Here is a 25,683-nt window from a genome sequence, read left to right as displayed (position 1 = left end):
TACATTGCTTTCCCGCTCTTCTTATTTCTATTTTTTTACAAGAAGCAGACATGAAAAATTGTTTTCTATAAAAAAAGGAGATCACTATGAAAGATGGTAAATGTTGTACGACAAAATTAAGAGATAATACATTAATGATTATCGGTATTATTTTAGTTATTGCTGGTGTTGTGTATTATTTACAACATCATGATATTAAAATGAATGTACAAGTTAAAGATGACAATGGAAGCAAAAGTAATTTAGTTGTAAAACACAGTTAAGTTATAGCTTTTATTTTTTTCTTAGTTTTTTTAAGTGAAGGTCAGTAATAATTTATTACTGACCTTCACTTTTTTATAGATAAAAATATTGTCAGCATTTGTGATAAACCTGCGATCTGATATTCTGTTTGTATGAATTTCTGACTATTATAAAAAGGCTAACACAATGAAATATCAAACAGTTTTTGCATGTTTATTACTTTTCATAGGATCAGTTGCGCAGGCAGATGTTACTCGTGATGGACAGGGGAAAACATACTTAATGCACGCCATTATAAAAAATGAAGAGCAACGTGCAGAAATTAAAGCAGGTAAAAATTCGTATATTTCAGATATGTTTTTTTCAGGATTCTCAAGACTTTTTTCTGTTAAAACAAGAAAAAATATGCAACAAGCACGTACGTTTTATAATAATAATAATCAAGAACAGTCTGCTCAATTATTAGGAAATGTTCAAGGATTAGTTCAATTGTATACGCCTGGTCAATTACAGCTGCAAGCAACTGATCATAAAGGTTATTCGGCGTTAAACTATTGTAAAACTCCCGAGATGTATACATTACTTCGTTCTCATGGAGCACCATTTCGATATGATGCATTTTTATACATATATGGTAAAAAGTGTATACTCTCTACGGCTGCAGCAGGTCTTTTTGGTTGTGTTGCTTATCAGTTGTATAACAAATAATAGATAGTGTGTGCATGCAAAACTTCTATTTTTATAAGGAATTATCTGTGAAAAAATTATTATTAGCATGCTTGTTAAGTTTAACTAGCTGTATGATGCAAGCTAGCGATATCAATTATAGTTATTTTTTTGAGCACGGAGTAAGCCCAAAAGATATCAAAGTGCTTGAAGCATGGTTGCAATTAGGTCAACACCGAGATGCAATTGGAAATATGATTGCAGAGAATTTAGGTGACTTTCAAGAAAAAGTATTGGCAGATTGCTTAGAAAATAAAATTCAGCATTGGGATTATCAATTACGATCAGATTTAGCTTTACCATCACTCATGAAATCGTATGTGTATCATCCGTTTATATTTCTATTACAGGATCTTAATAGAATAGATAATCTTTCTGCAGCTATTAAAAAACATGTTGAAAACATGGATGATGATACGCGTAAAGTATTAACTGCTTTACAATTGTATCGCAAAAAAGTTCTTAATATTTTTCATTATGCTGGAAAAATAGGTGTTGCTATCGACGCACAAGATGCTTGGGGGCAAACAGCTTTAGTTAAAGCGATTCATTATAACAGTCTGGAATTTGTGCTTTTATGTCTGCAGGCAGGTGCTCATGTTAATTATGTAGGAGATTTTGTATCGGATCAAAAACCACTTGATCATGCAATGCTTGCATTAGATATTCAGTATTGCCAAGATAGTGCTATTTTTGATATTTCATCAGAATTAGGGTTACTTAATCAAAATATTGAAATTGTTAAAGCATTAGTACGTGCTGGGGCTTATTCTGGCGAAAAAAATAATGGGTACGCTGCTATTATAGCGTATGTGCAGATGTTGCAATCATCATTAGATGAAGATATTCAAGATGCTTGTGAGCGTTTAAGTAGCTTATCGATTATTGATGAAGATGTCTTTGGTTCGTTTGATGCTCAAAAATTTGATGCACAAGCATATAAAAAATATGCGTATGCACTCTATCAAAAACTGATTTGTTTTTTGCAATCAAAAAAAATATAAGGTTTATGAACTTTATCGATCTATCTATTGCCTTAATCTAGGCTGTGTGAACCAAATTTAAAACTTGTGTACAATCCTACGATATCGCTTCGCTCATCTCCGGAAGCAGTGGCGGCGGCCACGTTACGCTTTTTTAATGAAAAACTACGTCAATCTATGCAAAAAACGAAGCAAACTTTGAGAAATTAAACCTGGCTAAGATTTAAAAAGAGTGCATCAGGCCCACCGGCCTCCCGACCCCCGAAGTTTTCATAGAAAACGCAGGGCAAAACTCTATAGTAAAAATTTGGTTCACAGAACCTAGATTGTTAAAATTTAAGTTAAGCTGTGTCAACCAAATTTACATGTGCATAAAAAATTACGATATCGCTTCGCTTATCTGCGCAAACATGAGCTGCGGCCAGACACTTTATGTTTTTCATTTAAAAAAGGGTGTATTAGGCTCACTGACCTGTAAATTTCTTGAGTTTTCATAGAAAACCTAAGGCAAAAAATTTTCTCGTAAAAACTTGGTTCACTCAACTGAGGGTTTTATTCATTTAATTTTTCTAAAACATTGAAGCTTTGTTGTAAAACTTAGTATAGTCACTCTACAAATACGTTTGCATAAAATCAGTATTAAAATTTAAAAAAATATTTAATAAAAGTGAAACGTACATATCATAAAAAATTATTGTAAAAGGTGGCTATATGATTTTGAAATTTTTTGAACTGAGTAAACACATCCCACCATTTATTGAAATTATGTCTGAAGTGGTTACGATTTGGGGTTTTTTCAATTTCATAGATCAAGTAGTATTGCAAAATGCTGTAAGTGTTGCTGACGGTGCTTTAGATAGGTTGATTACTTTACGCATTGCTTTTAATTCTATTTTGAATAAACAATCATATAATTTGATGGAGCATGAAGAAGAAATTGTTGAGACCTATAGAAAAATGTTTATTGATATTAAACAATTAAATATAGCAGATAAATATAACAGTATTAAAAGTTATTGTGAAAGTATATTAAAAGAGCAATTTGTTTATTTATCAATTAAAAATGAAGATGAAAAAATAAAAGAATCACAGGTACTGCGAATTGAAATTGAAAAAAATATTAGTCGTTTATTGAAAAAATTAGATGAATTAGAACAAGATCTGATGAATATATTTGATATGTCTTTTAAAGGAGAATATTTTATAAGTTATCTATCGAAAATAATATTAGAAGTGTTTTTATTTTCATTGGTGGTGTATTTGATTAAAATTGACTGTATATATTCTGCAATTTATCTATCTGTAGGAATTTTTATATTCTACAGATATTTTTTATATAAAACGGTTGAGAGTTTATAAATATTAAAATTATTGACGGTTAAAGAACTGCTGTGCTATCATGGTAGTACAGTAAATCTTTAACCGTCAATAATTTTTAGGTAGCTATGAAGATTGATGTCGTTCATGAATTGCAAAAAGATCATGCAATAGCAGATTTGTGTGATGCACTTTTATTGTTACAAAATAGAGAAGAGATGCATCGATTTTTAAAAGATTTGTGCACTCCGCAAGAGATTAAAGCACTTTCTGAGCGGTGGCGTGTTTGTAAATTGTTAAGCACAACAGAACTTTCGTATCGTGATATTAACAGTAAAATTGGAGCAAGTCTTGCAACAATTGGAAGAGTTGCGCGATTCTTACATAATGAGCCGTACGGTGGGTATGAGTTAGTTTTAGAGCGTATGCGTGCTCAATCAGAAAAATTATAGTCTGCAAAATATAAAGAAAATATATCGTATGAAAATTAAAAATATAGTTGTCATGATAGCCTGTATACTAGCTTATGCTTTGTATATTAATGTACCACAGCAAAGATCATTCAATAACGACGATCTTATTGTTGGGATAGCTTGCGGGTATGCTCCTTTTGTCAGTGTTAATCAAGCAGGGCAGTATGAAGGTTTTGATATCGACGTTGCTCATGCTCTTGCAGATCAGCTTGGCAAAAAACTTGTACTCAAAGATCTTGGTAGCATGACCTCACTGTTTATGGCGCTTGAGCAAGGCAAAATTGATATTATTGCATGGGGGTTGTCTATTACACATGAACGACTTGAAAAAGTAGCAATGATTCATTACCAAGGAGCAGTGACTGATGCTTATCCTTTAATATTTTGGAAAGAAATTCCAGCAGGTATTACAACGCTTGATGATATGAGTGGCAAAACAATTTGTGTCGAGCCAACATCAGCACAAGATGCAATTTTGGATAATTACCCAACTATTACCAAGCTATCAACTGAAAAAGTTGATGATGCCCTGCTCAACATTCAATACAATAAAGCAGCAGCAGCATTGGTTGAACCAGCAATTGCAAAAAAATTTAAAAATAAATATGCAGAAATTCAAATTTTAAACGTTCCTTTACGGGAAGAAGACAAGCCGCAAGGGATTGGTCTTGTGGTCAAAAAGAATAATACATCATGCATTCAAGAAATTCAAGATGCAGTAACTGCATTACAAACAGCAGGAATCATTGAACAACTTGAAAAAAAATGGGATGTACCATCATGAACTTACTATCATACGCACCACTTATCGTGCAAGGAACTTTGATGACACTTGCAGCATGGCTTGTTGCAGGACTATGTAGTTTTGTCATTGGCACAACGCTTGGCATTTTGAGTTGTCGCCATCTTGCATCAGATTCATTTAGCACAGCTGTTCGAGTTTATACGTTTATAGCAAAAGGAATTCCTGCGTATGTGCAAATATTAATCGCATATTTTGTGTTTCCTGCAGCTTTTGGAATTAATATTCCAGGTTTTATAGCAGCAGTAGGCGCATTAGCTTTTTGTTCCAGTGGGTACGTGACTGAAATTGTTCGCTCAGGAATTAATAGTATTCCTCGTGGTCAGTGGGATGCCTGTTTTGTTTTGGGCTATCCCATGAAAGCAACATTGTTTCGCATTATTTTGCCTCAGACTTTTAAAAATATTTTACCAACGCTACTTGGAGAGTTTGAACAGTTATTAAAAAGTACATCATTGCTTGCTTCAATTGGTATTACTGAGCTTACACGAACAGGAATGAATATTATCTCTCGTGAATTAAATCCAATTCCAGTCTATTTAATGATTGCATGCATTTACCTGGTGTTTTCAGCGGTACTACAATCGATTATTATTATGACAGAAGCGAAAGGACAACGTGGTAACTATTAATACATTGACCATTACAATTCATGATAAAGTTATATTAGATTCAGTTTCGTGTCTTTTATTAGCAGGTCATATTACTGCTTTTATTGGGCAAAGCGGCGCAGGAAAAACAACATTATTAAAATCTTTAATTGGTCTTATTCCAGTTACACAAGGTTCAATTATTGTCAATAAACATCAGTTGGCAAGTTTATCGCCGGTACAACGCTCAGAAGAAATTGGTTATGTATTTCAAGATTTTAATCTATTCCAACATCTCTCTGTTTTTCAAAATTGTATTGACCCATTGCTCGTGCATGGTGTTGCGTACGAACAAGCTGCAGCTCGAGTAAAAAAAGTTTTAACCGATTTAGAGATGATAGCGAGTGTTAATCAGTATCCATCGCAACTTTCTGGCGGACAAAAACAGCGAATTGCCATTGCGCGAGCATTGTGTTTGCAACCACGTGTGTTGCTACTTGATGAACCGACTGCCTCACTTGATCCGGTTAACACTGATATTTTGGTAAACATACTCAAAAAATTAGCAGCTCAAGGCTTGACGATTGGTCTATCAAGCCAGGATATGAGCTTTATTGGCAAAGTATTTGATCGTGTCTATTACATGAAAAATGGGCAAATTATTGAGCATTGCAATGGAATAAGTCTTATCGATAGCTGTCCTTTGATTTCTCAATTTATAAAAATGTAAAAAAATAGGTCCTTAATTATAAATATAAAGGACCTACGCTTTTTTCTTATTGCACTTTCGTGTCAATATCAAAAGCATAACCAGCATCTTGGTATTGCTTGATAATAACGGGATCAGTTTCAAGCGTTACATAATTATCTTCATGAATAACAATTAAAATAGTATCAGGCAGGCTGACTCGTAGCTCTTCCCAATGATACAGCAGGTCTATAAAATTTTCGCGGCTCATTTCAAAGCGCAAATCAGGGTTTAAATCGGGTTCACTATATTCTTCACACATTGAATCTGAAATATCATAAAAAACTATTTTATTATTTTCTTTGTGGATATCTACATATTCATTCCCTGTAATTGTTCTTTTTTCATTAAAAAACCAATTAATTAATTCATTTGATCTAAAATCATTGCTTAATATATGCCTAAAGGGTGCAAAGACATAATCATGTACTCTTAAAAATTGATACATACTATATTCTTTAAGTTTATTCATTATAATAAGCTCTTTCATACTTCTAATCCTTAAATTTACTGGCCGGTGGGCCTCATGCAATATTTCTTTACATAAAAAAAGCGTAACGTGGTCGCCGCTGCGACTGTTTCCGGAGATGAGCGAAGCGATATCGTAGGTTTTTGTGCAGATGTAAATTTGGTTCACACAGCCTAGGTTCCGTTGAGTTTTTAAAATAAATAAAAAACAATAACAAAAACATCCTACGTTTTTTACAAAAACTCTGGAAAACGAGACCTCGGCGGGGGTGAATCGCTAAAGTTTTATAAAAAAGCGGATAGTGGCCGCCGCCACCACGGTCGCAAAAGCGCAAGCGTAGGCTTATGGTAAGTAATTTAAAGGTTAATTACAAAGCTCAACAGAACCTAATAAAATCTGATATTTTTGAGTAGCAAATTATAGGTATATTCTTGAGCATGATTAATTTACTTTCTATCACAAACTGTTGATCTTCATTTCAAATCATTTTTATTATCAATCTATAAAAATTAGAGGGGTTAATGTAAAAAGGGATACAAAAATGAAGATTATTTTTTCTATTATGTTTGTGGCAATGCTCTTTGGATTAGGATCTTTGTGGCATTTTAGCCATGATGAAAAGTTGTCATGTAACTATTTTACCTATCAATCGCATGATGTTTCTTATACTAATCCAGCAACTGGTTTAACATTGTCAGGAACGTTAACATTACCAAACTGTCATCGACCGACACCAGCGCTGATATTAGTTGCAGGAACAGGTAAGCACGATCGTGATTGCACGTCAAACGGGCATAAACTATTTTATGCTATTTCAGATTATTTAAGTCATCAAGGGATTGCAGTACTTCGTTATGATAAACGTGGAGTTGGTCAATCTCAAGGTGTTTTTGATACAACGCTTACAACAGCTGATTTTGCATCTGATGCACAAGCAGCTTTCGCCTATTTACAATCACGTAGCGATATTGATTCAAGCAAGATTGGACTGCTTGGACATAGTGAAGGTGGCTTAATTGTCAGCATGATAGCATCACAATGCCCACAAGTAGCGTATGTTATTTCTATGGCAGGTGCTGCTTCAACAAAAATTGAGGATATTGTTGGTCAAGCAGCATTGCAAGTACGTGCAGATGGTGGATCGCAAGAGATAGTAGATCTTGATGCCTTAATACGAACAAAAATTTTGACGATTGTCGATCAAGAAAAAGATACACAAGTTGCAGCGAAAAAAATTCGACAAGCGGTTGATGAGCATTTTGCTCATTTGACTCCTGAGCAGAACCTGCAAGCAGAAGCTTTAGCTTTTGAGAGTGGTCATGAAGGTGGGACACCTCAAGCTCCTGTGTATTGTATCAGTAGATTAAATAGTGAATTTATGATGCATATATATAACTCTTCGTGGGTTCGCTTTTTAATCGCATACGATTCTGTTGCAATGTTTAAAAAAATTAAACAACCATTTTTGGCTGTTAATGGCTCATTAGACTTTATTGTTGCAGCGCAAGTTGCATTGCCTATTTTTGCATTATCACTTTTACAGGGTGGTAATCAGGACGTTTCACTCATCGAAATGCCTTCTGTCAATCATTGGTTGCAGCCATGTTCAAAAGGTTCATTAGATGAATATGGCAAAACTGATGTCGTCATTGCGCCAGCATTTTTAGATCTTATTGGTAATTGGATTGCGCATAGAATTTCATAAATAGATAGTATGGTAAAAAAACGTAGGTTTGTTATGCAGACCTACGTTTTTGTACATCAAGCAAAGATAAACTCGTAATTTTTAATTGATCGTAAGATAGGGCGCTGTGTGCAAAAAAATTATTTATATTTCTCTGCTGTTATAATCTGTATTTTTTTCCAAACAACCGTGGTGAGTCATAATGATCATGATTTAGAATCATTATTCGATGCTATAAAAAATATCAATCTAACAGAAAGTTCACTTCATAATGAATTAGGTTTGGGTCATAACGATGTTTACCCAAACGAATGTATGTTGCAAGCACAAGAATCGTTTGATGAAATACAAAGTTCAACTGAGGTATCTCATCAATGCAAAACTCCTGAATACCTCCAGAAAGAATCTGATGATAAAGAATATAAAGACGTAACAGTTGAGAATATACCGCATGTTCCTGGCTCGACTGTAGTCATGACAATCGCAAATCCTGTCGGTGTTGTAGCCGTTGTTACAACTGTTGTGACTATACTGGTTATTGATCGATTAGCAAAAATGAAGATACTCAGTCCTGCATGGACACTTGAGCAGATGAGAGAAAAAATTTTTGGAGTTGTTGTCTATGAAGGTGATGACTATTATAAAAATTGGAGAAACCCAAAAAATCTTGAAAGAAAATTTCCATCAGTCCTGACACATCAAGGTGCTTTGCTAGAGCGTGCTGTTTATGAAAAAGAAATGTCCAATTGGTTAACAGTTGTAGAAAATTTCATGATTCAACAACAAGCTTTACAGGAGTTACCTTGGCCGGATGATCTTTATAAAAAGTTGTTAGATTTTACGTTTGTTGTTGATCCTGTTTATATTTCAGAAGATGAAGAGTTGCAATTAGATAAACGATTAACTTTTGAATTAGCAAATTGTCGAGCTTCTGTGATTGCAAGTATTAAACTTCAAATAGCTCAGATGTATAGGCTTTTAGATTCTTTTGCTCATAAAATAATTGATGATGTCAACGATCTTGTTCAGGATGTTAAAAAATTTAAAATCGATTATAAGCTTGTTATTATGCTTGGTCTCATGGTGACAGGTGTTTGTGTGCAAGATGAATCAGATAGCGGTACAAGCTATGCAGATGATCTTGATGTGTGTCTTGCAGGGCTTGATAAAAAAAGTATGACAAAGTTATGTACCCATGCATCGGAATATGAAGCATTACTTGAAGATTTAGATGCAATGGTTGCTTGTAGCGCACAATTTTTTGAAAATTGTAAACCTCGTCAAATTCGATCAGGTAACGACAATGTAATAGATGCTCGGGTCCAATCAGTTGCAGATATGATTGCCCAAAAGAAAAAACAGGTGGTTGCCTGTTTAGAACAAATTGCGCTGTATTGCAAAAAAACAGGTCAAACAAAAATGCTTCCTGATCTTTTTAAATATCTTAAAAAAATGAGTGTGCAGCGTTTTAAAAAATATCATAAAAATAACAAGATAGAGCTTAATTTACAAGATATGCAAAAGTTTGACCTAGAAAAATTATTATCATTATTTGTAAATAATATTTTTGATCATCACAATTAACGCGTAATTATTCTCTGTAATTTATTGCCTATTTGATGAGCTACTTGTTATAATTATATTCAGATTGAATAGTAGTTTGTATTTATAGAATATTAAAGGTTTGTTATGAAAAAAATAAGTATGGTATTTGGTTGTTTACTATCGATCATGCTGCAACAGTCATTTTTGTTGTGCCAAGTTAGTTTTGCAGAAGAGCCAGCCTCATATATTGTAGAAATAGCCAACAACACTGATATGCCATTGATTATTTCATCACCATTTTTTGCAACTGAGTATATTGCAGTTGCCCCAGTAAAAGATCAAGCAGCGTCGATTGCAAAGTATTGTTTAAAAACAAGTCAAACAGAATGTATGGACGGGTGCAGGGGAAAACAAGATACTATAAAATCTATGAAATCATATGTATCAGAAGATAAGAATGCATCATTAAAAGATCAAACAGAATGTATGCAAGAGTATGGGTGTGCAAAAGATCAAGAAGTCTATAGAAATTCATTAATAATTCCGGCACACACCAAGAGTCGTGTTGAAAATTTACGAATTCCAAAAGTAAGTATGAAGGAAAATCTTCCTGAAAATTTTAAATTACGGCCAAATAATTATAATCCTTTGACGATGCAAGCAATTGGATTTCATATTCCAGCGCAAAATTATCCACTCAATTATACCATGGTTCATAAACCATTGCCTCTTGTCGCTTTTCGTCAAAAAGGTGATATTGAGAAAAATCGTTATAATTTAGAGCATGTTTTTGGGCAAGGTGTGCGTGCTATTGCACGTAAAGATGAAAAAAATCAAGATGATGCCCATCAATTTTATGCGGTAGAAGTCAACCAACTTAAGCCTGTTGATTACTCACAATCAAAACCTGAGCATGTCCATGAGTTATATGATTTATCAATGATGTATCTTGATGGTGGTTCACAAGTAACTCCATTGTCCGTAGAGCCAAATACGTTTGATATTATTATTAAAAGAATGTATAAAAAAAATTGATAGATTTTGATTATGAAAATTGGCTTTTTTTAATCAGAATTGAGCATAGCGTTTAACAGGTAGTATGCCCATGATTGATTTGCAGGTTTGCAAGAAGGTATAATTTTTCGATGATCACTTATTATATTGCTTGCAAGCTGTGGTGTTGAGTGGTAATTTTTTCGATTTCGATACGCTTCATCACGGTAAACATGGCAAGGTTCTTCAATATCAAGTTCAAAAAATTCTCGATTTGCTGCTAAAGCCTCATGTGGATTATCAAGTACAAATTCTATTTCTGATATTTTGTTTTTGTATGTGTATATTTGATTATTGGTTGTGTAAATTTCAACAGCCGTTGTTACAAGATGCTCAGCAATTTTTTTTTGTATAAATGTAATTGTATCTTGGTCAAATTCATTATTTGGTAGTTCCCATATTTCGTATTCAATTCCAGGATCTTTGCTTTGCACCGTAACAATATTGAACTTTGGTTCGTTTTTTTGCGCAGGTAATTGCATGGCATGAGTTAAAATATGCATGCAAGCTACTAAAATAAAAAGAGATGTTTGTATAGTTTTCATAGATGCCTTACGGTATATTTTACTCAGTCATTTTATACTGTAAAATTACTATGCATTATGTTTTTGAGCAAATTTTTATGCATTTTATCTATAATTTTTCATACGAAACTAAATTGATATTTCTGCTTTGCTTGCAATCTGATATACTTAAAAATATAAGTATTTATAAAGGACGTTTTATGGAATTAGATTACGAGATAGTTCGTAAACCAAAGCAATATATTATTGGCTTGGTTGTGCGTACTGACAATGAAAAGGCAATGAAAGACATCCCAACAATTTGTGAAAAATTTCAGGATGGTTGGCAAGAAAAAATCAAAAATTGTGTGAACGATAACATTGTATGTGCGTACATGGAATATGATGAAGATCATACAAAGCCGTATACCTACATTATTGGTTGCGTTGTTAGCAGTTGTGATTATGTTCCAGCTGGCATGGCATGTAAAGAACTTGCAGAAGGTATTTATGCTAAAATCGAAGTTTTTGGATCGTATCCAGAGTCGTTACTTGCAGCATGGGAAGATATTTGGGATTTAGATATTGACCGTGCATACACAACAGATTTTGAAGTGTATAATCAGTATTTTACTGAAGAAAATGATTATTATTTTTCAATCTATTTATCTTTACCGATTGAATCAGTTGATCCTGATGACGTATTTGAAGATGAAGAAGATGGCGACGAAGATGATTTTGATTTTGAAGATGATCAAGAATAGTCTTGTGATTGCATAAAAGATATAATATAAGGCCTGCGTATGCAGGCTTTTTTTAAGGAGTTTTACCATGCATAGAAATCAATTATTAGAATTATTAGCAAATTATGATCCAACACCAGAAGAAGAAGTTTTCAAAAATCGCATGATAGAATTTTTGCAAAATCATGAAGATGCGTTTGAAAGATCTTTAGCAAAAGGGCATATTACCGCATCTGCTTGGTTGGTAAGTAATGATGGAACACAAGCATTACTCATGCATCATGCCAAGTTAGACATGTGGGTACAGCTTGGCGGTCATTGTGATGGTCAAACTGATGCGCTTGCAGTTGCAATCAAAGAAGCTCAAGAAGAATCTGGAATTTTAAGTATTGAGCCGATGAGTCATGAAATTTTTGATATTGATATTCATACGATACCTGCAAATTCAAAAGAAGCTGAACATGAACACTTTGATGTTCGCTTTATTTTGCAGGTGGTCAGCGATGAACAATATATTCAAAATAGTGAATCAAAAGAGTTGCGTTGGGTAGGATTAGATAAAGAGCTTTTACCAACACGTGAACGGTCGGTTGTTCGTATATTTGATAAATGGAAAAGACTTGCAAGCTATTATTTAGACTAATTTTTAGATGAGGTTGAGTGACCAAATTATTACAAGAGTTTTGCCCTAGATTTTTTAGGAAAACTTAGAGGCTTTGCAGGACGATGTACCTGATAAATTCTTTTTTAAATTTAAAAAGCGGATAGTGGCCGCCGCCACCACTATTTCCGAAGATGAGCGAAGCGATATCGCAGGTTTTTAAATTTGGTTCACACAACCTAGGTATGTTATGAGGAGTTTATGATGATATTAGACGCTATTTTTAAAATTCTTTGTGCTATGAGTGCATTGTTATTTGTTAATAAACTTATATTTGATGGGATAAGTAGAGTTAAAAGCAAAGTTACATCGACAGGTAACACCTGGTTTTTATTAATTTTAGATGCAGCTTATATGCCTTTACAATTTTGTATTTTAATTTTTGGGATCTATCGAATTGCACATCTATTTGAGTATCAATTTATTATGAATAATATTGATCATGGGTATCAGGTAAGTATGTTGATGGTGATGAGTTCGTTTTTATTACGATTTAAACAAAATATTGAACATGTTCTTGATGAAGAGAAAGAGTATCTCTTTACAAAATTTGACCCAGCACTTGTTACGTTATTTTCTCAGATTATCAAAGTAACAATTATTTTTTGTGTTGTAGCAATCGCTTTATATATTGTCGGAATTCCATTTCAATCATTAATGATGTTGCAAGGCGCTGTGACCATAGCATTAGGCGTATCGGCACAAAATGTATTGGGCAACGGATTTGGCGGCATTATGATTTTGCTTTATAAGCCATTTGAAATTGGTGATTTAATCAGTTCGCCAGATAAAAAAATCGAAGGATATGTTGAAGAGATTCGTTGGGATCGCACAAGAATCATGAATTTAGATCGTCGGCCGCTTTCGATTCCAAATTCAATGTTTAATCAGATTATTATTGTCAATGCAAGCAAAATGCGCAATCGTCACTTGGTACAAAATATTAATTTGTCATACAAAAATATTGATAAAGTTGATGCAATTACGACGCAGATTCAAGCTATGCTCAAATCTCATGATGGTATTGATACAAAGTTAGCTGCATCTGCTCATTTAGTTGAATTTGGAGCACAATCGTTACGAATTCATGTCAGTGCATTTACAAAAACCGTTAAGACATCAGTTTTTTATCAAGTACAGCAAGATGTTTGCATACAAATTGCTCAAATTATAAAAAATAATGAAGCGGAAATTGTACTTGTTACAAATGTTTTATAAAAATATTTGCAATATGATGAGGGCATAAGCTTTTTATCCCAGTACAAAATCTTTTCACTTTGACAAAAATAAGATTTTACTGGATACTTAGATGTATAGTAATAGATATAATTATCACTGTTAAATAAAAGGTTTTTCATGAAATCAGGTATTCACCCAGTAGTTCATGCGGTAGATGTTAAATGTACTTGTGGCGCTAGCTTTGCAATGAAATCTACTATGCCAGGTATCAGCAGTACACTTTGTTCACAATGTCATCCATTCTTTACAGGCCAACAAAAATATGTTGATGCTGCAGGAAGAATTGACAAATTCAACAAAAAATACGGCCAACAAAAATAAATTTTGCGACATAATGATCTTTTGCATTAAGGAATATGAATGTTTGATCAATGGGATGAGTTACAACAATTATACGATACATTAAATCAAGAGCTTGTATCACAAGATCTTGAAGGGTCTCGTCGTGTGAAAGTTCAAAAAAAAGCAGCTTTAATCTCTTCAGTTCTCGAAAAGAAAGCTGAAATTGATCAAATGCAAGCCATGATCGTTGATACAAAAGATCAAGCAAAGCAGACGACAGATCCTGAACTGTCTGCTATGTTTGCAGAAGAAAGCGAAAGTCTAGAAAAAGGTCTTGTTGTTTTGCAAAATGAGTTGGATGATCTATTATATCCAGCTGAAGAATTTGCAGATCGCGCGATCTTTTTAGAGATTCGAGCAGGCGCTGGCGGCAAAGAAGCAGCATTATTTGCTGCAGATTTGTTAAAAATGTATATTTATTATGCAGCTAAGCGCGGCTGGAGATTTGAAATGGTTTCTGAAAGTTACACCGATCTTGGTGGATTTAAAGAGGTTATTGTTAATATCACGGGTAAAAAAGTATTTGGTGCCTTACGTCATGAGTCTGGTGTACATCGTGTTCAACGTGTACCAGAAACAGAAACGCAAGGTCGAGTACATACTTCAACCGCAACGGTCGTTGTTTTACCAGAAGCACAAGAAATTGACGTTACGATTAATCCAAGTGATTTACGCGTAGACTATTTCCGTTCAAGTGGTGCTGGTGGACAGCACGTTAATACAACAGATTCTGCTGTTCGTATTACGCATATTCCTACAGGTACGGTAGTATCGTGTCAGGATGAGCGCTCTCAACATAAAAATAAAGCAACTGCAATGAAGGTGTTAAGTTCTCGTATTCTTGCTGCAAATCAAGAAAAATTGCTGAAAGAGCAGAGTCGAGATCGTAAGTTATTGATTGGTTCAGGCGATCGTTCTGAAAAAATTAGAACGTACAATTATCCTCAAAACCGAGTGACCGATCATCAGGCTGATATTACGTTGAAAAAACTTGATATGGTTATGCTTGGTGAGCTTGATGAAATTATTGATGCATTACAAATGTTAGCACGTCAAAATCGTCAATCAGAATCATCATTGCTTGAGCCTGTATAAAATTATAAATTTTTTATTTTGTAATTAACAAATAATTTGCTTGCATGTATAAAAATTAAAGAGCTTACATCTACTTGTTTTTACCATGCAAGTAATTTTTTTACAGCAAGTCTTGTTTCGTTAGAAAATAAAATAATTACGATGAAGTTACATTCAAATGGCATGTTTTTAATATTTTTTTTACTAAAAAATGTAAGTCTACGAATTATTATATATTCTATTTTTATTCTCATTAAGGTATATTTCATGGTGTCTTATTTCATTGAGTATAATCGTTATATGAATCTAATTGGTATGGCTGTACTTGTTGCAGTAGCGTATCTATTTTCAAATAATCGTTCTGCTGTTAATCGTAAGCTGGTGATTAATGGTCTTCTTTTTCAAGCAGCATTAGCGATATTTGTTTTAAAAACAGATATAGGTTTTACGCTATTTAATACTATTTCTTTAGGAATGAGTAATCTATACGGCTTTGCTGAAGTTGGTATTAACTTTGTATTTGGTAGCCTAGCAGATCCATCAGGGCCATGGGGTGTTGTGTTTGCTGTTCGAGTATTACCAATTATTATTTTCTTTGGTGCTTTTACTTCATTACTTTTCTATCTTGGTGTTGTACAAAAAATCGTATGGGGTTTAACGTATGTTATTCAACCAATTTTAGGCACATCAGGCGCAGAGACGTTGTGTGCAGTAGCAAATAGTTTCTTGGGTCAAACAGAAGCTCCTTTATTAATTAAGCATTATTTAAAAAATGTAACACGATCAGAAATGATGGTGGTGATGGCAAGTGGATTTGCAACGGTCAGTGGTTCATTGCTAGCAGTGTATGCATCAATGGGTGTGCCATCGTTACACATGCTTGCAGCAAGCGTTATGGCAATTCCTGGTAGTATTGTGATGGCAAAAATTTTATACCCAGAGACAGAAAAATCTAAACTTGAGCATGCAGCAGAGCCAGTTGTGGTTAGTAACGCAGCAAATGTTTTAGATGCGATTTCTATGGGAACAACTGATGGGTTGTATTTAGCATTAAACGTTGGCGCTATGTTAATTTCGTTCCTTGGTTTAATTGCTTTAACTAATTCAGTCCTTGGACTTGTTTCAACGTTTGGTAATTATCTGTTGCCGTATGTTGGTTGCACCTATCTTTTACCAGCAATTAATTTGAATTTTATATTCTCATATTTATTTGCACCAGTTTCATACCTCATGGGTTTTGTTGGTCAAGAAGCATTACATGTTGGTAATTTACTTGGTATTAAAGTTACGGTTAATGAATTCGTTGCTTTTAACAGTATGTTAAGCATGCAATTATCATTGAGAACTCAAGCTATTTTAACCTACGCGTTATGTAGTTTTGCTAACTTTTCATGCATCGGTATTCAAATCGGTGGCATTGGGGTATTAGTTCCCGACAAAAGAATCTGGTTAAGTGAGCTTGGATTACGCGCATTACTTGCAGCAACACTTGCAAATTTAATGTCTGCATTAATAGCAGGGTTATTGATTTAATTTGATATAAAGCTAGTTAATTTAAAAGACCATTTTTAAACAAATATGCTTAGAAATGGTCTTTTAAATTTATGTCGATCTAGTCTCATGTGTATTTACAAAATTATACAATTTTTAATAATTAAAAATTGTATCTGGCGAGCAATCATTTGAGCAATTGTTTTTTATGCACTTATCTATCTTTCCTATCTCCCCAAAATAAGCGCAATCAAGCGCACAATAGTTGCAAGCATCTGAGCAATTTGTACACATTTTTTTAGATTTACCTTGAATTTTTACGTTACCAGTTTGAGATATATGTTCTACTTTGCATTGGTATAGGTAGTAACTAGCTAATCCAAGCAATACTATTGCAAGTAACCAACAGATTTCTTTCATTTTTTTCATAAAGTTCCTTTAATACAGTGATGAATAAGTTTATCTACTTGCGTATAAGGGTATTATTTTTCTATCATAAAAAACAAGAAACAATGTAGTTAAAGCTTTATAATTATTGTAGGAAGCTTAATTCCTATGATTTTTTAATATATTTTTTTGCATAATACAAAAATGGAGTGCTTAATAAAATTGCAACCACTTTAATGCCATAGCTGACTATCACAATATGTGTCATATTGTGCACAATGCCGTACAGACCTAAAAAACTAAATAGAATTGTATCAAAAAATTGTGATGAAAACATCGAAAGATAGTTGCGTAAAATAAAATGGCGCCCATCTAAACGCTTTTTCATGAATGCGTATAAAATCGTATCAGCGTATTGTACAACCAGATACGATATAAATGATGCAACAATAATACGCACTGAATTATCCAACAAGTACACAAAATGTGCATGACTGGTATCATGGCCTGCTGGTATATACCAGAGGTGAAATAAACCCATAATCACATAAAATAATGAGCATAAAAAACTGATGCTAATTGCTTGGCGCGCAGCTTTTTGTCCCCAGATTTCTTGTAAAACATTAATTCCAAAACTAATTCCAATAATGTAGGCATCGGCACACGTGACGTGGTAGCCACATAAATCCATCTGTTTGATCACAAATATATTGGTCAGTACGAACAGCAGTGAAATGTAACTTGTTAAAGCTGCACTGCCCATGCGGCCAAAAAAAATAACAAGGCCACTAATAATTGATGAATGGAGTACGAATATAAGTTGATTGATCATACTATGTATACTTTCTTTATAAATTTTGTATGAAAACTGTATGGTGGTAGTACAAAAAAAGCTGCATCATACGACACAGCTTTTTCTTTATTGTACCATAGTATATATATTATCCAATAAGACTACAGAATAATGGTTGCATATAAAAACCTGTTACCGCCAGAGCAGTTAGTGCAGCAGGTAGTTTAATATACCTAAAACCAAACAAACTGTATGCTAAATTACAAAATACAATGGTTGTAATAATTGGGTAACCAATGTTAATAGGCAGCGAGCTATACGCCATAATATTATCTAAACCGTAGTTTGAAATAATCGCAGTTACGATCATCGTCATTGCCAAGCTTGTAATGTACGACACTTTTTTGTTGAAAACTTCTAAATGTATGTACTCAGAAAATACTGCAGCTAACGCAGTTACGGTTGATAAACATGCCATTAAAACAGCCATCATAATTACAAACGCGCTTGAACTATTTAAAATATGCATTGAGATAACTCTAAAGTCTTGTGCACCATTCATGTCAGCTGAAACTAAGTAGCCGTAGTAAGCACCAAGATAACTGAATGAAACATACACTAACATTAATAATGTTCCTGCAATCAAACCACCTTGTAAGCTTATCAGAGCAAGATCTTTTGATTTAATTTGTGCTGCATCTTTATTACCTTTTAAAATGCGCAACACGATATAGGCAAAGAATAGTGCACCAATTAAATCAAGTGTCTGGAAGCCTTGGTTTAATTGATCAAAAAAGATTGTTGAAGCTTGTACTGTTTGTGGAACCATAACGTCTGCTTGCCATAAACCTTTGATTGCAATAATACCAAGTGAGCCGAGTAATAAAGGACTCATAATATTACCAAGAATCGATAATATTTTTGATTCTTTATACGTTACTAAAAATGTTACAACACAAAATGCAATCGTAAACATTGGTAAGCTAACAAATGGAATAAATGGTTTTAACATTTCGTATGGAAGTGTGATGCATCGAGGCATTGCAAGCAACGGCCCAAGAATTAACATACAATATAAAATTGCCATTGATCCAGGAATTTTACCAAGCCGGTTAAAGAATAATTTGTAATTACCATTAAATAAAATCATGGCAACTAAGCCAATAATAGGTAAAATCACACCGGTTAAAATGAATCCAGTAATAGCAAAAATATTTTGATTACCAGCTAAAACGCCACATTTGATAGGATAAATAATATTTCCAGCTCCAAAAAGCATAGAAAAAATAGCAAGACCAATTGTCAATATTCCAGATTGGTTAGAATCTTTCATGATAAAACCTTATAAAAAACGATAAAAAATAAAAAACGAGAGAAAACTACTATCTTAAATTGTTTGTACAATTTATAACGATAATAAATATAATGATGCGGCTAAACAGACGCAAGAGACGGCGCAAATGGCCATAATACTGGATAAAATAGACGCGGTGTGCGTAAAAAAATGACTTGGTGTGTTGGGCAAGATGTTATAGCGGTCCATTGTCTGACGCTGTATCATGAGTATCCTTTTAGTTTGTAAGACTATCTATTTCCAACTTCTGAAGATACGTTATTAGAAATTTTTTGCAAGTTTAAAAAAATAAAAATGCTTATACATCATGCTTATTTGCATATAACTGTGAAAAAGGGAAGCTGTTAGGTAGCTTCCCTTACACGAACATACAATGTGGTATGGTATGATTTTTTAACCTACAAAATAAGTATCTTCTTCTTGAGTCGTAATTACTTCAGCTTCTAAATGTGCGTGTGGTGTTGGTTCATATTCTTTTTTCTTTTTGCCAAATTCCATTTTTTTAGGAACTCTCATGTGCCCACATTCATTGCATTTACGACGATTGGTTAAAACTTGAACATATCGTTCACAATTGCAAAAACATTGCGTGTGTTCAGGCATTTTTTCACCAAACCCCCATGATTCTTTCATGCAGCCGCTATCAGCAGTAATAAATGATATTGTTTGTGCTAGGAGCAGTAAAAATATAATTTTTTTCATGACTATTTCCCCCTTGTTAGTCCTGATAATTTTCTACGTATCTTGTAGTATCAGTGTAGGAGAAAACGATTTCAAATTGCAATATTAACACAAAAAACAAATCACTTTGATTGTCTGATGTTAAAAGTTATTATTTTGCATGATAAATTTTAACCAACCTTGCGGTGTGCCTGTATCAAATCGTTCACCTTGTACTTTGTAAGCAAATACTGGATATCCTGACTTAATCATAAGGTTAATAGTATCGGGTAATAATATTTCTGAGCTTGTTGTTAAGGGTGTTTTTGGGATAAAAGAAAAAAGATCAGCATGAAAAACATAGCGACCAACAATAGCAAGATTAGATGGGGCATCTTCCATTTTTGGTTTTTCTACTAATGATGCTATCTGGTAACAGTTTTCATCAATTTTCTTATCAATTTGAATAACGCCATATGATGATATGTTTTCTAAAGGAACTTCTTGGACAGCAATTACCATTCCCTGCATTTTTTCTGCTATTTGCATGAGGTATAAAATTTCAGGAGTTGTGCCAAAAATAATATCATCTGGTAATGCTACTGCAAAAAGTTCATCATCTTTAATAAAAGTTTTTGCTTGCATTAAAGCATCAGCAAGTCCTGCTGGATTATATTGGTAAAAGTATGAAAAATTAATATGCTCAATCAAGCTGTTTAATCCTGCAACACGGTATGACTGATTTTTTTCTGCTAAAATGTTATCAAGGTGGGTGTTTGGCTCAAAATATTCTTTGATGACATTTTTTTCTGGAGAAAGAATAATACCGACTTTTACAATATCAGCATCGTATGCTTCTTGAACAATGTATTCAATTGCAGGTTTGTTAGAAAGTGGTAGCATCTCTTTTGGAATTGATTTGGTAATTGGTAAAAATCTACTTCCAATACCTGCTGCAGGAATAATAAGTTTTGTTATTTTCATGGAATTTCTTTCAAAAATTTTTATAGAAAAACAGCTTGTTTAAAGTAGGTTAGCCTCACGTACTTGATAAAAGTCAATGAGGCTATCGCTATCTAATTTTCTTAGATGAATAATTTTAATGTGTCTATTAAAACTGTTCTAAAAATTCAATTTTACCACTATGCAATAGTCGGATGTCAGTAATGTGATACTTTAACATTGCAAGGCGTGTTAAACCAGATCCAAATGCAAATCCAGAATAGATGGTAGGGTCAATGCCGCATTCTTGTAAAACGTTTGGATGCACAAGACCTGCGCCCATAAGTTCTATCCAACGAGTGCCTTTACAAGTTGAACAACCAGTTGTACAAAATGGGCATTCAGCATCAACTTCTAATCCTGGTTCTACAAACGGGAAGAATCCTGGGCGTACGCGAAGTTTGAGTGATTTGCCAAATAATTTATCTAAAAATTCTTTAATTACCGCGAGTAAATTTGCAACAGAAACATCTTTATCGATAAACAAACCTTCGATTTGCATGAACATGAAATCATGTGAAGCATCAGTTGCTTCGTTTCGTAATGCTCTGCCTGGACATACAATTGCGATTGGTGGAGTATTATTTTTCATCGTACGAACTTGTACCGTTGACGTATGAGTTCGTAAAAGTCTTTGTAAGTCAGGAAGCCAAAATGTATCAGATTCTGAGCGAGCAGGGTGATCTGAAGGAATGTTTAAAGCTCCAAAGTTATGAAAATCAGTTTCAAGCTCTGGTCCATCAGCAATAGAAAAACCCATCGAAATAAAAATATCTTGTATTTCTTGGGTGATATAGGTGTACGGATGTAAGCTACCAGAGAGTTGTCCTGGTTTACTAATTGAAACGTCGAAAAGAGCAGATTTTTTTGCAAGCAAAGCAGCTTCTTTTTCGTACAGAACTGTTTGCGTAGCAAGATAAAGATCTTGGAATTCAACTTTGAGTTGGTTGCAGATAGGTCCAAAGACTCTTTTATCATCAGCTGACATGCTTTTTAATTCTGTCATTAAATCAGTTAAAATACCTTGTCTTCCAAGGTAGGTAATTCTGACTGATTCAAGGTCTTGTTGTGTGACTACACTGTTGATATCATTGCGAAATTTGGTTTGAATAGCTTCAATTTTGTTATGCATTTATTATTCCATATAGTTTCAGAATTGCCTTTAAGAGCTTTATCTATTACTAGGGTATCAGACTGGCTTGGCCTTGGCAATTTTGATCTGTATTTGGTGGTGTAAATTATAAATCTCGTTACAATAGTATTGAAGATAAGTTAGGTGGGTATGCATACAACAAAGCTGATATTGAAAGATTTTTGGATATGATTTTTAGAAAGAAATGGAGTTATATTTCTCTATTTATAGGTATATTGGTAGCTACCTGGCAACATGATGCTATGAAACCATCATGTCTTTGTCAGCAAGAAAATACCGTACAGCACAATCAGCAAGATCCATCATTTGCAGCTGCACATATTGAAGATTTACATGACAAATTGGACAATGCTTATCGCTATTATGAAAAGCGTACCAGTAGATATCGTGCTGAAGAGTGTGCGTATATTTTATGGGAGATGACACGATTTCAAGAGTTATATGAACATCATGATTATCAGACGGTAAAAGAAATAATAGCAGATGAAATCAAGCAAGATAAGCATGTTAAGGATACAGCTGTTCAATACTGGATTTTACATACACCCACAGTTATGGATGAATATAGTAAGAAGGACTATGTTTTGGCTCGTTATCTGCGTAGAAAATGGATGTATGATACCACGTCGGCAGAAAGACAGATTCAACATGCTTTGTATAGACAACATTATTTAAATAAGATGACAGATAAAGACAAACGTCTTTGGCGCGATATTAGTCAAGAAGTGGTTAATTGTGTAGATGAAAAAAATAGTAGGAAAGATTATAATGACAAAAAATAATAGTATGAATGTGATAAAAAAAATTAAAAAAATATCTTTAGTCGTCGTTGTGTTTTTAGCAACAAAATCGTTACAAAGTATGCATGAATTATCATGTTGTGAGAAGATGACCGATAGCGTCATTAAGTTTTTTGAAGATCCATCATTAGCTCATGATTACATGAATACATTACAGCATGATTTAAAAACTTATACAGCTATTCATAAAGATAATCCTAGTAAATATAATAGCCAAAATATTGCGTATATAATGTGGCAGAGATCTCGATTTGAAAAATTATCTTCCACCTATTCATGTCAAATGTCTAAAAAAATTATCATTGAAGAAATGATACATGGAAATCATAGAGCAGATGAGTTTGTTAAAAAATTGATATGGGATAAAACTACGAATGGGGATTATGTTGCATGTCCTTATAAAAAAAATAATTAATCTACGAAAGCTTGTATGAATAAAAAATTAATTGTGATCTGCTTGTTTATGGTGATATCGTGTAATAACATGCATGGCATGGTGCGTTCAATCCTAAAAAGTAAAGCGATTGATAAAACTATATCGATAGCTTCAGCAGGCGGATTTATTGGGTGTCTTGGCAGTACCGTATCTGTTATAGGTAGTGATCAAACTTTATTAGATTGTACAACTGATGTAGTTGTTTCAACGACGGCATGTAGTGTGATTCCTGCATTGCTAGCAGCTCCTATGTATGCAGGATTGCAAGCATTTCATGAAAGCTCATGTGATGCAGATAGAGTAGTTCGTTTTGGTCATGAATTACAGCAAAATACACTTAAGGATTTAAAAACCGTTACGTGGCAGCCAGAAAATAAAAAAGCTATGAATAATCTTGTACGTGCTCACTGGTCTTTACACAGATGGAATACTGATTATAAAAACCTAAAAGCTATAGAAGGTGGTTTTGATATAGGCGCAGCACCGTGTGTTGGAGTGCCTGTTTGTGCTATGTTTATGTATCAATATTATAATCTGGAAATGTTTGCGACTGGGATGTCGTTAAATTATTTGCTAGCGACAGCAGCTCTTGTTCAGCAAAAATTACGATCACAAAAAGTAGAGAGAGCTATAAAAGATTGTACATCTTTTGATGATAAAGTCATAACTCCTGAATTTATAAAAAAGCATGAAGCTATGGTTGCAAGAGTGCATGATCAGTTCCAGCCAATTCATGAAAATTATAATAATCATACCAACTGGGCTGCTGCTCAAATAGAAGAAAAAGGTGAATTTTATTACCCAAATATTAATGAACACATAGAATCTTTTGATAAAGTTATGATAGCTGAGCTAGAAAATTTTAAAGTTTAATACACTCTGTGGGCTGTGCTCAATTATTTTTATATGCCAAGCACAGTTCATACGAGACTTCTTTGAAAGTCCTAGGTTGAGTAAACCAAATTTTTACGATGAAGATTTACCCTAGGTTTTCTATGAAAACTCCTGAAATTTGCAGGCCAGTGAGCCTGATGCACTCGTTTTAAATCTTAGCCAAGTTTAATTTCTCAAAGTTTGCTTCGTTTTTTGCATAGATTGACATAGTTTTTCATTAAAAAAGCGTAACGTGGCCGCCGCCACCACTGTTTCGTGAGATGGAGCGATAGCGAAATCGTAGGTGTATGTAATTAGTTTAGATTTTGAAGAAGTTCTACTTTTAAAAATATTATTTTTTATATGATTGTTGACAATATTGTATGACCTGGTATTCTATATCATGTACTTGATCAGTTCTGATCAGTTCTTTCAAAAAAAGTAGCCCAGGTAGCTCAGTGGTAGAGCATCTGCCTGAAGAGCAGAGTGTCGGTGGTTCGATTCCATCTCTGGGCACCATTTTCTTCAAATCAATCTTCTATTTTAGATTTATGTAAGCGTCAAATACATTTTGTAAGTGATGCTTTTTTTCTTTTCTTCCCTATATTAATTTAGTTCTTTTCATTACATTTATTTTTGATTAAAATAAGCAATATTTTAATATACCGTTAATGTATCTAGAACGTTGTGTATTGCATGAAAAGGATAGAGCCAATGAAGCTGTTGTCATCAGGATCATATAATATTGCTTGGTTTAAATTGGCAGACTTCGTATCTAGAGGTGAAAAAGAGCGTGCATTAATGATGTATAAATTATTAATGCATTCAATTCAAGATGAAGCATTTGCTCATCAATTGGAAGCAGATATACTGATATCTTTTCATGATTATAAAGCAATCGATCGATACATGCTTGCTGCACATATGTATAAACAACGTGGTGATTATTATAAAGCAATTGCAGTTTGTGAGCAAAGTACAACTATTAAAGAAGATATCAGTCAGTTAACAATGTTGCTTGATCTGTATACGCTTATAGCTGATCAAACAAAAATTTTGTATACATTTTATCGGTATGCACTTTTAGCAATTGCTACCAATCATTTTGAGCTTGTGGTTGATCGTCTTGCTCTGTACCAACAAACTCATCATGATCTTTTTATGGCAGAGCTTTATGGCTATACATTCTTTGCTCTGTTATTTCACGATCAATATAATCAAGCTATTGAACAGTATCTTTTTAAAGCTTTGCAGTTGTATATTCAGCACGAAAAACATTGTCAGCTCAGTAAGTTTATGGCAAAACTTAAAGTCTCTCATGAAATATTGTATGCAAAAGCGCAAAATTTTTTGCTTGAAGCATAAAGAGTCTATGCCATAGTTGTTGAAAGTTTATACAATTAAAAAGCTGCCTACGATTTTGTTATCACAAAATCTCGAGAAACTTGACGGCAGCGGCCGTATATCGCTTTTTTCAATACAAAAAAATATGAGCAAAATAGCTGAATGTGTTTATATATCAAAAATTTTATAAAAAAT

Annotated in this window: 29 protein-coding genes and 1 tRNA gene; 22 read left to right on the top strand and 8 right to left on the bottom strand. The window is 33.7% G+C overall.

The genetic code is table 11. The annotated features are described in order from the left end of the window. The first annotated feature begins 86 nt into the window (after positions 1–86). The 8 genes from C0J27_RS05655 to C0J27_RS01110 all read left to right on the top strand — a co-directional run bounded on the left by C0J27_RS05655 (position 87) and on the right by C0J27_RS01110 (position 5,864). Complete coding sequence (locus C0J27_RS05655; RefSeq protein WP_162801710.1) at positions 87–263, top strand: hypothetical protein; 177 nt, start codon at positions 87–89, stop codon at positions 261–263. A 166-nt stretch (positions 264–429) separates the two neighbouring features. Next, positions 430–951: a hypothetical protein gene (locus tag C0J27_RS01140; RefSeq protein ID WP_115585370.1), complete on the top strand. Its 522-nt coding sequence runs from the start codon at positions 430–432 to the stop codon at positions 949–951. A 47-nt stretch (positions 952–998) separates the two neighbouring features. After that, entirely contained in the window at positions 999–1,973 is a 975-nt protein-coding gene (locus tag C0J27_RS01135) for an ankyrin repeat domain-containing protein (RefSeq protein ID WP_115585369.1), read from the top strand. Between the two features lie 690 nt (positions 1,974–2,663). Then, entirely contained in the window at positions 2,664–3,311 is a 648-nt protein-coding gene (locus C0J27_RS01130) for a hypothetical protein (RefSeq protein ID WP_115585368.1), read from the top strand. Between the two features lie 86 nt (positions 3,312–3,397). Beyond that, complete coding sequence (locus C0J27_RS01125) at positions 3,398–3,721, top strand: YerC/YecD family TrpR-related protein (RefSeq protein ID WP_115585367.1); 324 nt, start codon at positions 3,398–3,400, stop codon at positions 3,719–3,721. Between the two features lie 28 nt (positions 3,722–3,749). Then, positions 3,750–4,526 carry a transporter substrate-binding domain-containing protein gene (locus C0J27_RS01120; RefSeq protein ID WP_115585366.1) on the top strand — a complete coding sequence of 259 codons (777 nt, stop codon included), beginning with the start codon at positions 3,750–3,752 and terminating at the stop codon, positions 4,524–4,526. Further along, positions 4,523–5,176, top strand: coding sequence for an amino acid ABC transporter permease (locus C0J27_RS01115; protein WP_162801709.1), 654 nt, complete (start codon positions 4,523–4,525; stop codon positions 5,174–5,176). Before C0J27_RS01120 ends, C0J27_RS01115 begins: the two co-directional genes overlap by 4 nt. After that, positions 5,163–5,864, top strand: a complete 702-nt coding sequence (locus C0J27_RS01110) for an amino acid ABC transporter ATP-binding protein (protein ID WP_115585364.1) — start codon at positions 5,163–5,165, stop codon at positions 5,862–5,864. The genes C0J27_RS01115 and C0J27_RS01110 overlap by 14 nt, the downstream gene beginning before the upstream one ends. A 46-nt stretch (positions 5,865–5,910) precedes the next feature. Here the strand turns inward: C0J27_RS01110 and C0J27_RS01105 are convergent, their stop codons facing one another. Further along, a complete protein-coding gene (locus tag C0J27_RS01105; RefSeq protein ID WP_115585363.1) occupies positions 5,911–6,372 on the bottom strand; it encodes a hypothetical protein in 462 nt (153 codons plus the stop codon). Between the two features lie 520 nt (positions 6,373–6,892). Here C0J27_RS01105 and C0J27_RS01100 point away from each other — a divergent pair. The 3 genes from C0J27_RS01100 to C0J27_RS01090 all read left to right on the top strand — a co-directional run bounded on the left by C0J27_RS01100 (position 6,893) and on the right by C0J27_RS01090 (position 10,615). Further along, the gene (locus tag C0J27_RS01100; RefSeq protein ID WP_115585362.1) at positions 6,893–8,056 is read left to right on the top strand and encodes an alpha/beta hydrolase; all 1,164 of its coding nucleotides are present in this window, start codon (positions 6,893–6,895) and stop codon (positions 8,054–8,056) included. Between the two features lie 108 nt (positions 8,057–8,164). Beyond that, positions 8,165–9,619 carry a hypothetical protein gene (locus C0J27_RS01095; RefSeq protein ID WP_115585361.1) on the top strand — a complete coding sequence of 485 codons (1,455 nt, stop codon included), beginning with the start codon at positions 8,165–8,167 and terminating at the stop codon, positions 9,617–9,619. Positions 9,620–9,724: 105 nt separating this feature from the next. After that, positions 9,725–10,615 (top strand): hypothetical protein, encoded by an 891-nt coding sequence (locus C0J27_RS01090; protein ID WP_115585360.1) that lies wholly within the window; start codon positions 9,725–9,727, stop codon positions 10,613–10,615. Between the two features lie 29 nt (positions 10,616–10,644). Here the strand turns inward: C0J27_RS01090 and C0J27_RS01085 are convergent, their stop codons facing one another. Next, positions 10,645–11,178, bottom strand: coding sequence for a hypothetical protein (locus tag C0J27_RS01085; RefSeq protein ID WP_115585359.1), 534 nt, complete (start codon positions 11,176–11,178; stop codon positions 10,645–10,647). Positions 11,179–11,357: 179 nt separating this feature from the next. On the opposite strand from C0J27_RS01085, the gene C0J27_RS01080 reads away from it, so the two are divergent. The 6 genes from C0J27_RS01080 to C0J27_RS01055 all read left to right on the top strand — a co-directional run bounded on the left by C0J27_RS01080 (position 11,358) and on the right by C0J27_RS01055 (position 16,728). Next, positions 11,358–11,900 carry a GyrI-like domain-containing protein gene (locus tag C0J27_RS01080; RefSeq protein ID WP_162801708.1) on the top strand — a complete coding sequence of 181 codons (543 nt, stop codon included), beginning with the start codon at positions 11,358–11,360 and terminating at the stop codon, positions 11,898–11,900. Positions 11,901–11,967: 67 nt separating this feature from the next. Beyond that, positions 11,968–12,522 carry an NUDIX hydrolase gene (locus C0J27_RS01075; protein ID WP_115585357.1) on the top strand — a complete coding sequence of 185 codons (555 nt, stop codon included), beginning with the start codon at positions 11,968–11,970 and terminating at the stop codon, positions 12,520–12,522. A gap of 219 nt (positions 12,523–12,741) precedes the next feature. Further along, complete coding sequence (locus C0J27_RS01070; RefSeq protein ID WP_115585356.1) at positions 12,742–13,758, top strand: mechanosensitive ion channel family protein; 1,017 nt, start codon at positions 12,742–12,744, stop codon at positions 13,756–13,758. Positions 13,759–13,896: 138 nt separating this feature from the next. Continuing rightward, on the top strand, positions 13,897–14,100 hold the full coding sequence (rpmE, locus tag C0J27_RS01065; protein ID WP_115585355.1) for a 50S ribosomal protein L31: 204 nt from the start codon (positions 13,897–13,899) through the stop codon (positions 14,098–14,100). Between the two features lie 39 nt (positions 14,101–14,139). After that, complete coding sequence (prfA, locus tag C0J27_RS01060) at positions 14,140–15,216, top strand: peptide chain release factor 1 (protein WP_115585354.1); 1,077 nt, start codon at positions 14,140–14,142, stop codon at positions 15,214–15,216. A gap of 246 nt (positions 15,217–15,462) precedes the next feature. Continuing rightward, on the top strand, positions 15,463–16,728 hold the full coding sequence (locus C0J27_RS01055; RefSeq protein WP_162801707.1) for a NupC/NupG family nucleoside CNT transporter: 1,266 nt from the start codon (positions 15,463–15,465) through the stop codon (positions 16,726–16,728). A gap of 114 nt (positions 16,729–16,842) precedes the next feature. On the opposite strand, the gene C0J27_RS01050 is transcribed toward C0J27_RS01055, so the two are convergent. The 6 genes from C0J27_RS01050 to pheS form a co-directional block, all read right to left on the bottom strand. Then, complete coding sequence (locus tag C0J27_RS01050; RefSeq protein WP_115585352.1) at positions 16,843–17,115, bottom strand: hypothetical protein; 273 nt, start codon at positions 17,113–17,115, stop codon at positions 16,843–16,845. A gap of 124 nt (positions 17,116–17,239) precedes the next feature. After that, positions 17,240–17,905: a queuosine precursor transporter gene (locus C0J27_RS01045; protein WP_115585351.1), complete on the bottom strand. Its 666-nt coding sequence runs from the start codon at positions 17,903–17,905 to the stop codon at positions 17,240–17,242. A gap of 109 nt (positions 17,906–18,014) precedes the next feature. Next, positions 18,015–19,199 carry a branched-chain amino acid transport system II carrier protein gene (locus tag C0J27_RS01040; protein WP_115585350.1) on the bottom strand — a complete coding sequence of 395 codons (1,185 nt, stop codon included), beginning with the start codon at positions 19,197–19,199 and terminating at the stop codon, positions 18,015–18,017. A gap of 414 nt (positions 19,200–19,613) precedes the next feature. After that, on the bottom strand, positions 19,614–19,922 hold the full coding sequence (locus tag C0J27_RS01035; RefSeq protein WP_115585349.1) for a hypothetical protein: 309 nt from the start codon (positions 19,920–19,922) through the stop codon (positions 19,614–19,616). A gap of 120 nt (positions 19,923–20,042) precedes the next feature. Then, positions 20,043–20,864: a UTP--glucose-1-phosphate uridylyltransferase gene (locus tag C0J27_RS01030; protein ID WP_115585348.1), complete on the bottom strand. Its 822-nt coding sequence runs from the start codon at positions 20,862–20,864 to the stop codon at positions 20,043–20,045. Positions 20,865–20,991: 127 nt separating this feature from the next. Continuing rightward, positions 20,992–22,014: a phenylalanine--tRNA ligase subunit alpha gene (gene pheS, locus C0J27_RS01025; protein WP_115585347.1), complete on the bottom strand. Its 1,023-nt coding sequence runs from the start codon at positions 22,012–22,014 to the stop codon at positions 20,992–20,994. Between the two features lie 188 nt (positions 22,015–22,202). Between pheS and C0J27_RS01020 the strand changes: the two genes are divergently transcribed. From C0J27_RS01020 to C0J27_RS01000, 5 genes are all read left to right on the top strand, one after another. Next, a complete protein-coding gene (locus C0J27_RS01020; RefSeq protein WP_115585346.1) occupies positions 22,203–22,817 on the top strand; it encodes a hypothetical protein in 615 nt (204 codons plus the stop codon). Further along, positions 22,804–23,250: a hypothetical protein gene (locus C0J27_RS01015; protein ID WP_115585345.1), complete on the top strand. Its 447-nt coding sequence runs from the start codon at positions 22,804–22,806 to the stop codon at positions 23,248–23,250. The genes C0J27_RS01020 and C0J27_RS01015 overlap by 14 nt, the downstream gene beginning before the upstream one ends. 15 nt (positions 23,251–23,265) lie before the next feature. After that, complete coding sequence (locus tag C0J27_RS01010; RefSeq protein WP_115585344.1) at positions 23,266–24,144, top strand: hypothetical protein; 879 nt, start codon at positions 23,266–23,268, stop codon at positions 24,142–24,144. Between the two features lie 444 nt (positions 24,145–24,588). Beyond that, positions 24,589–24,663: transfer RNA gene (locus C0J27_RS01005), tRNA-Phe, on the top strand. A 195-nt stretch (positions 24,664–24,858) separates the two neighbouring features. Beyond that, positions 24,859–25,509 (top strand): hypothetical protein, encoded by a 651-nt coding sequence (locus C0J27_RS01000; protein ID WP_115585343.1) that lies wholly within the window; start codon positions 24,859–24,861, stop codon positions 25,507–25,509. The last annotated feature ends 174 nt before the right edge of the window (positions 25,510–25,683 follow it).

Origin of the sequence: Candidatus Chromulinivorax destructor, assembly GCF_003366055.1 — a bacterium.
In the GTDB taxonomy this organism is placed as follows: Bacteria; Babelota; Babeliae; order Babelales; family Chromulinivoraceae; genus Chromulinivorax; species Chromulinivorax destructor.
This window is presented reverse-complemented; position numbering and strand designations above follow the sequence as displayed.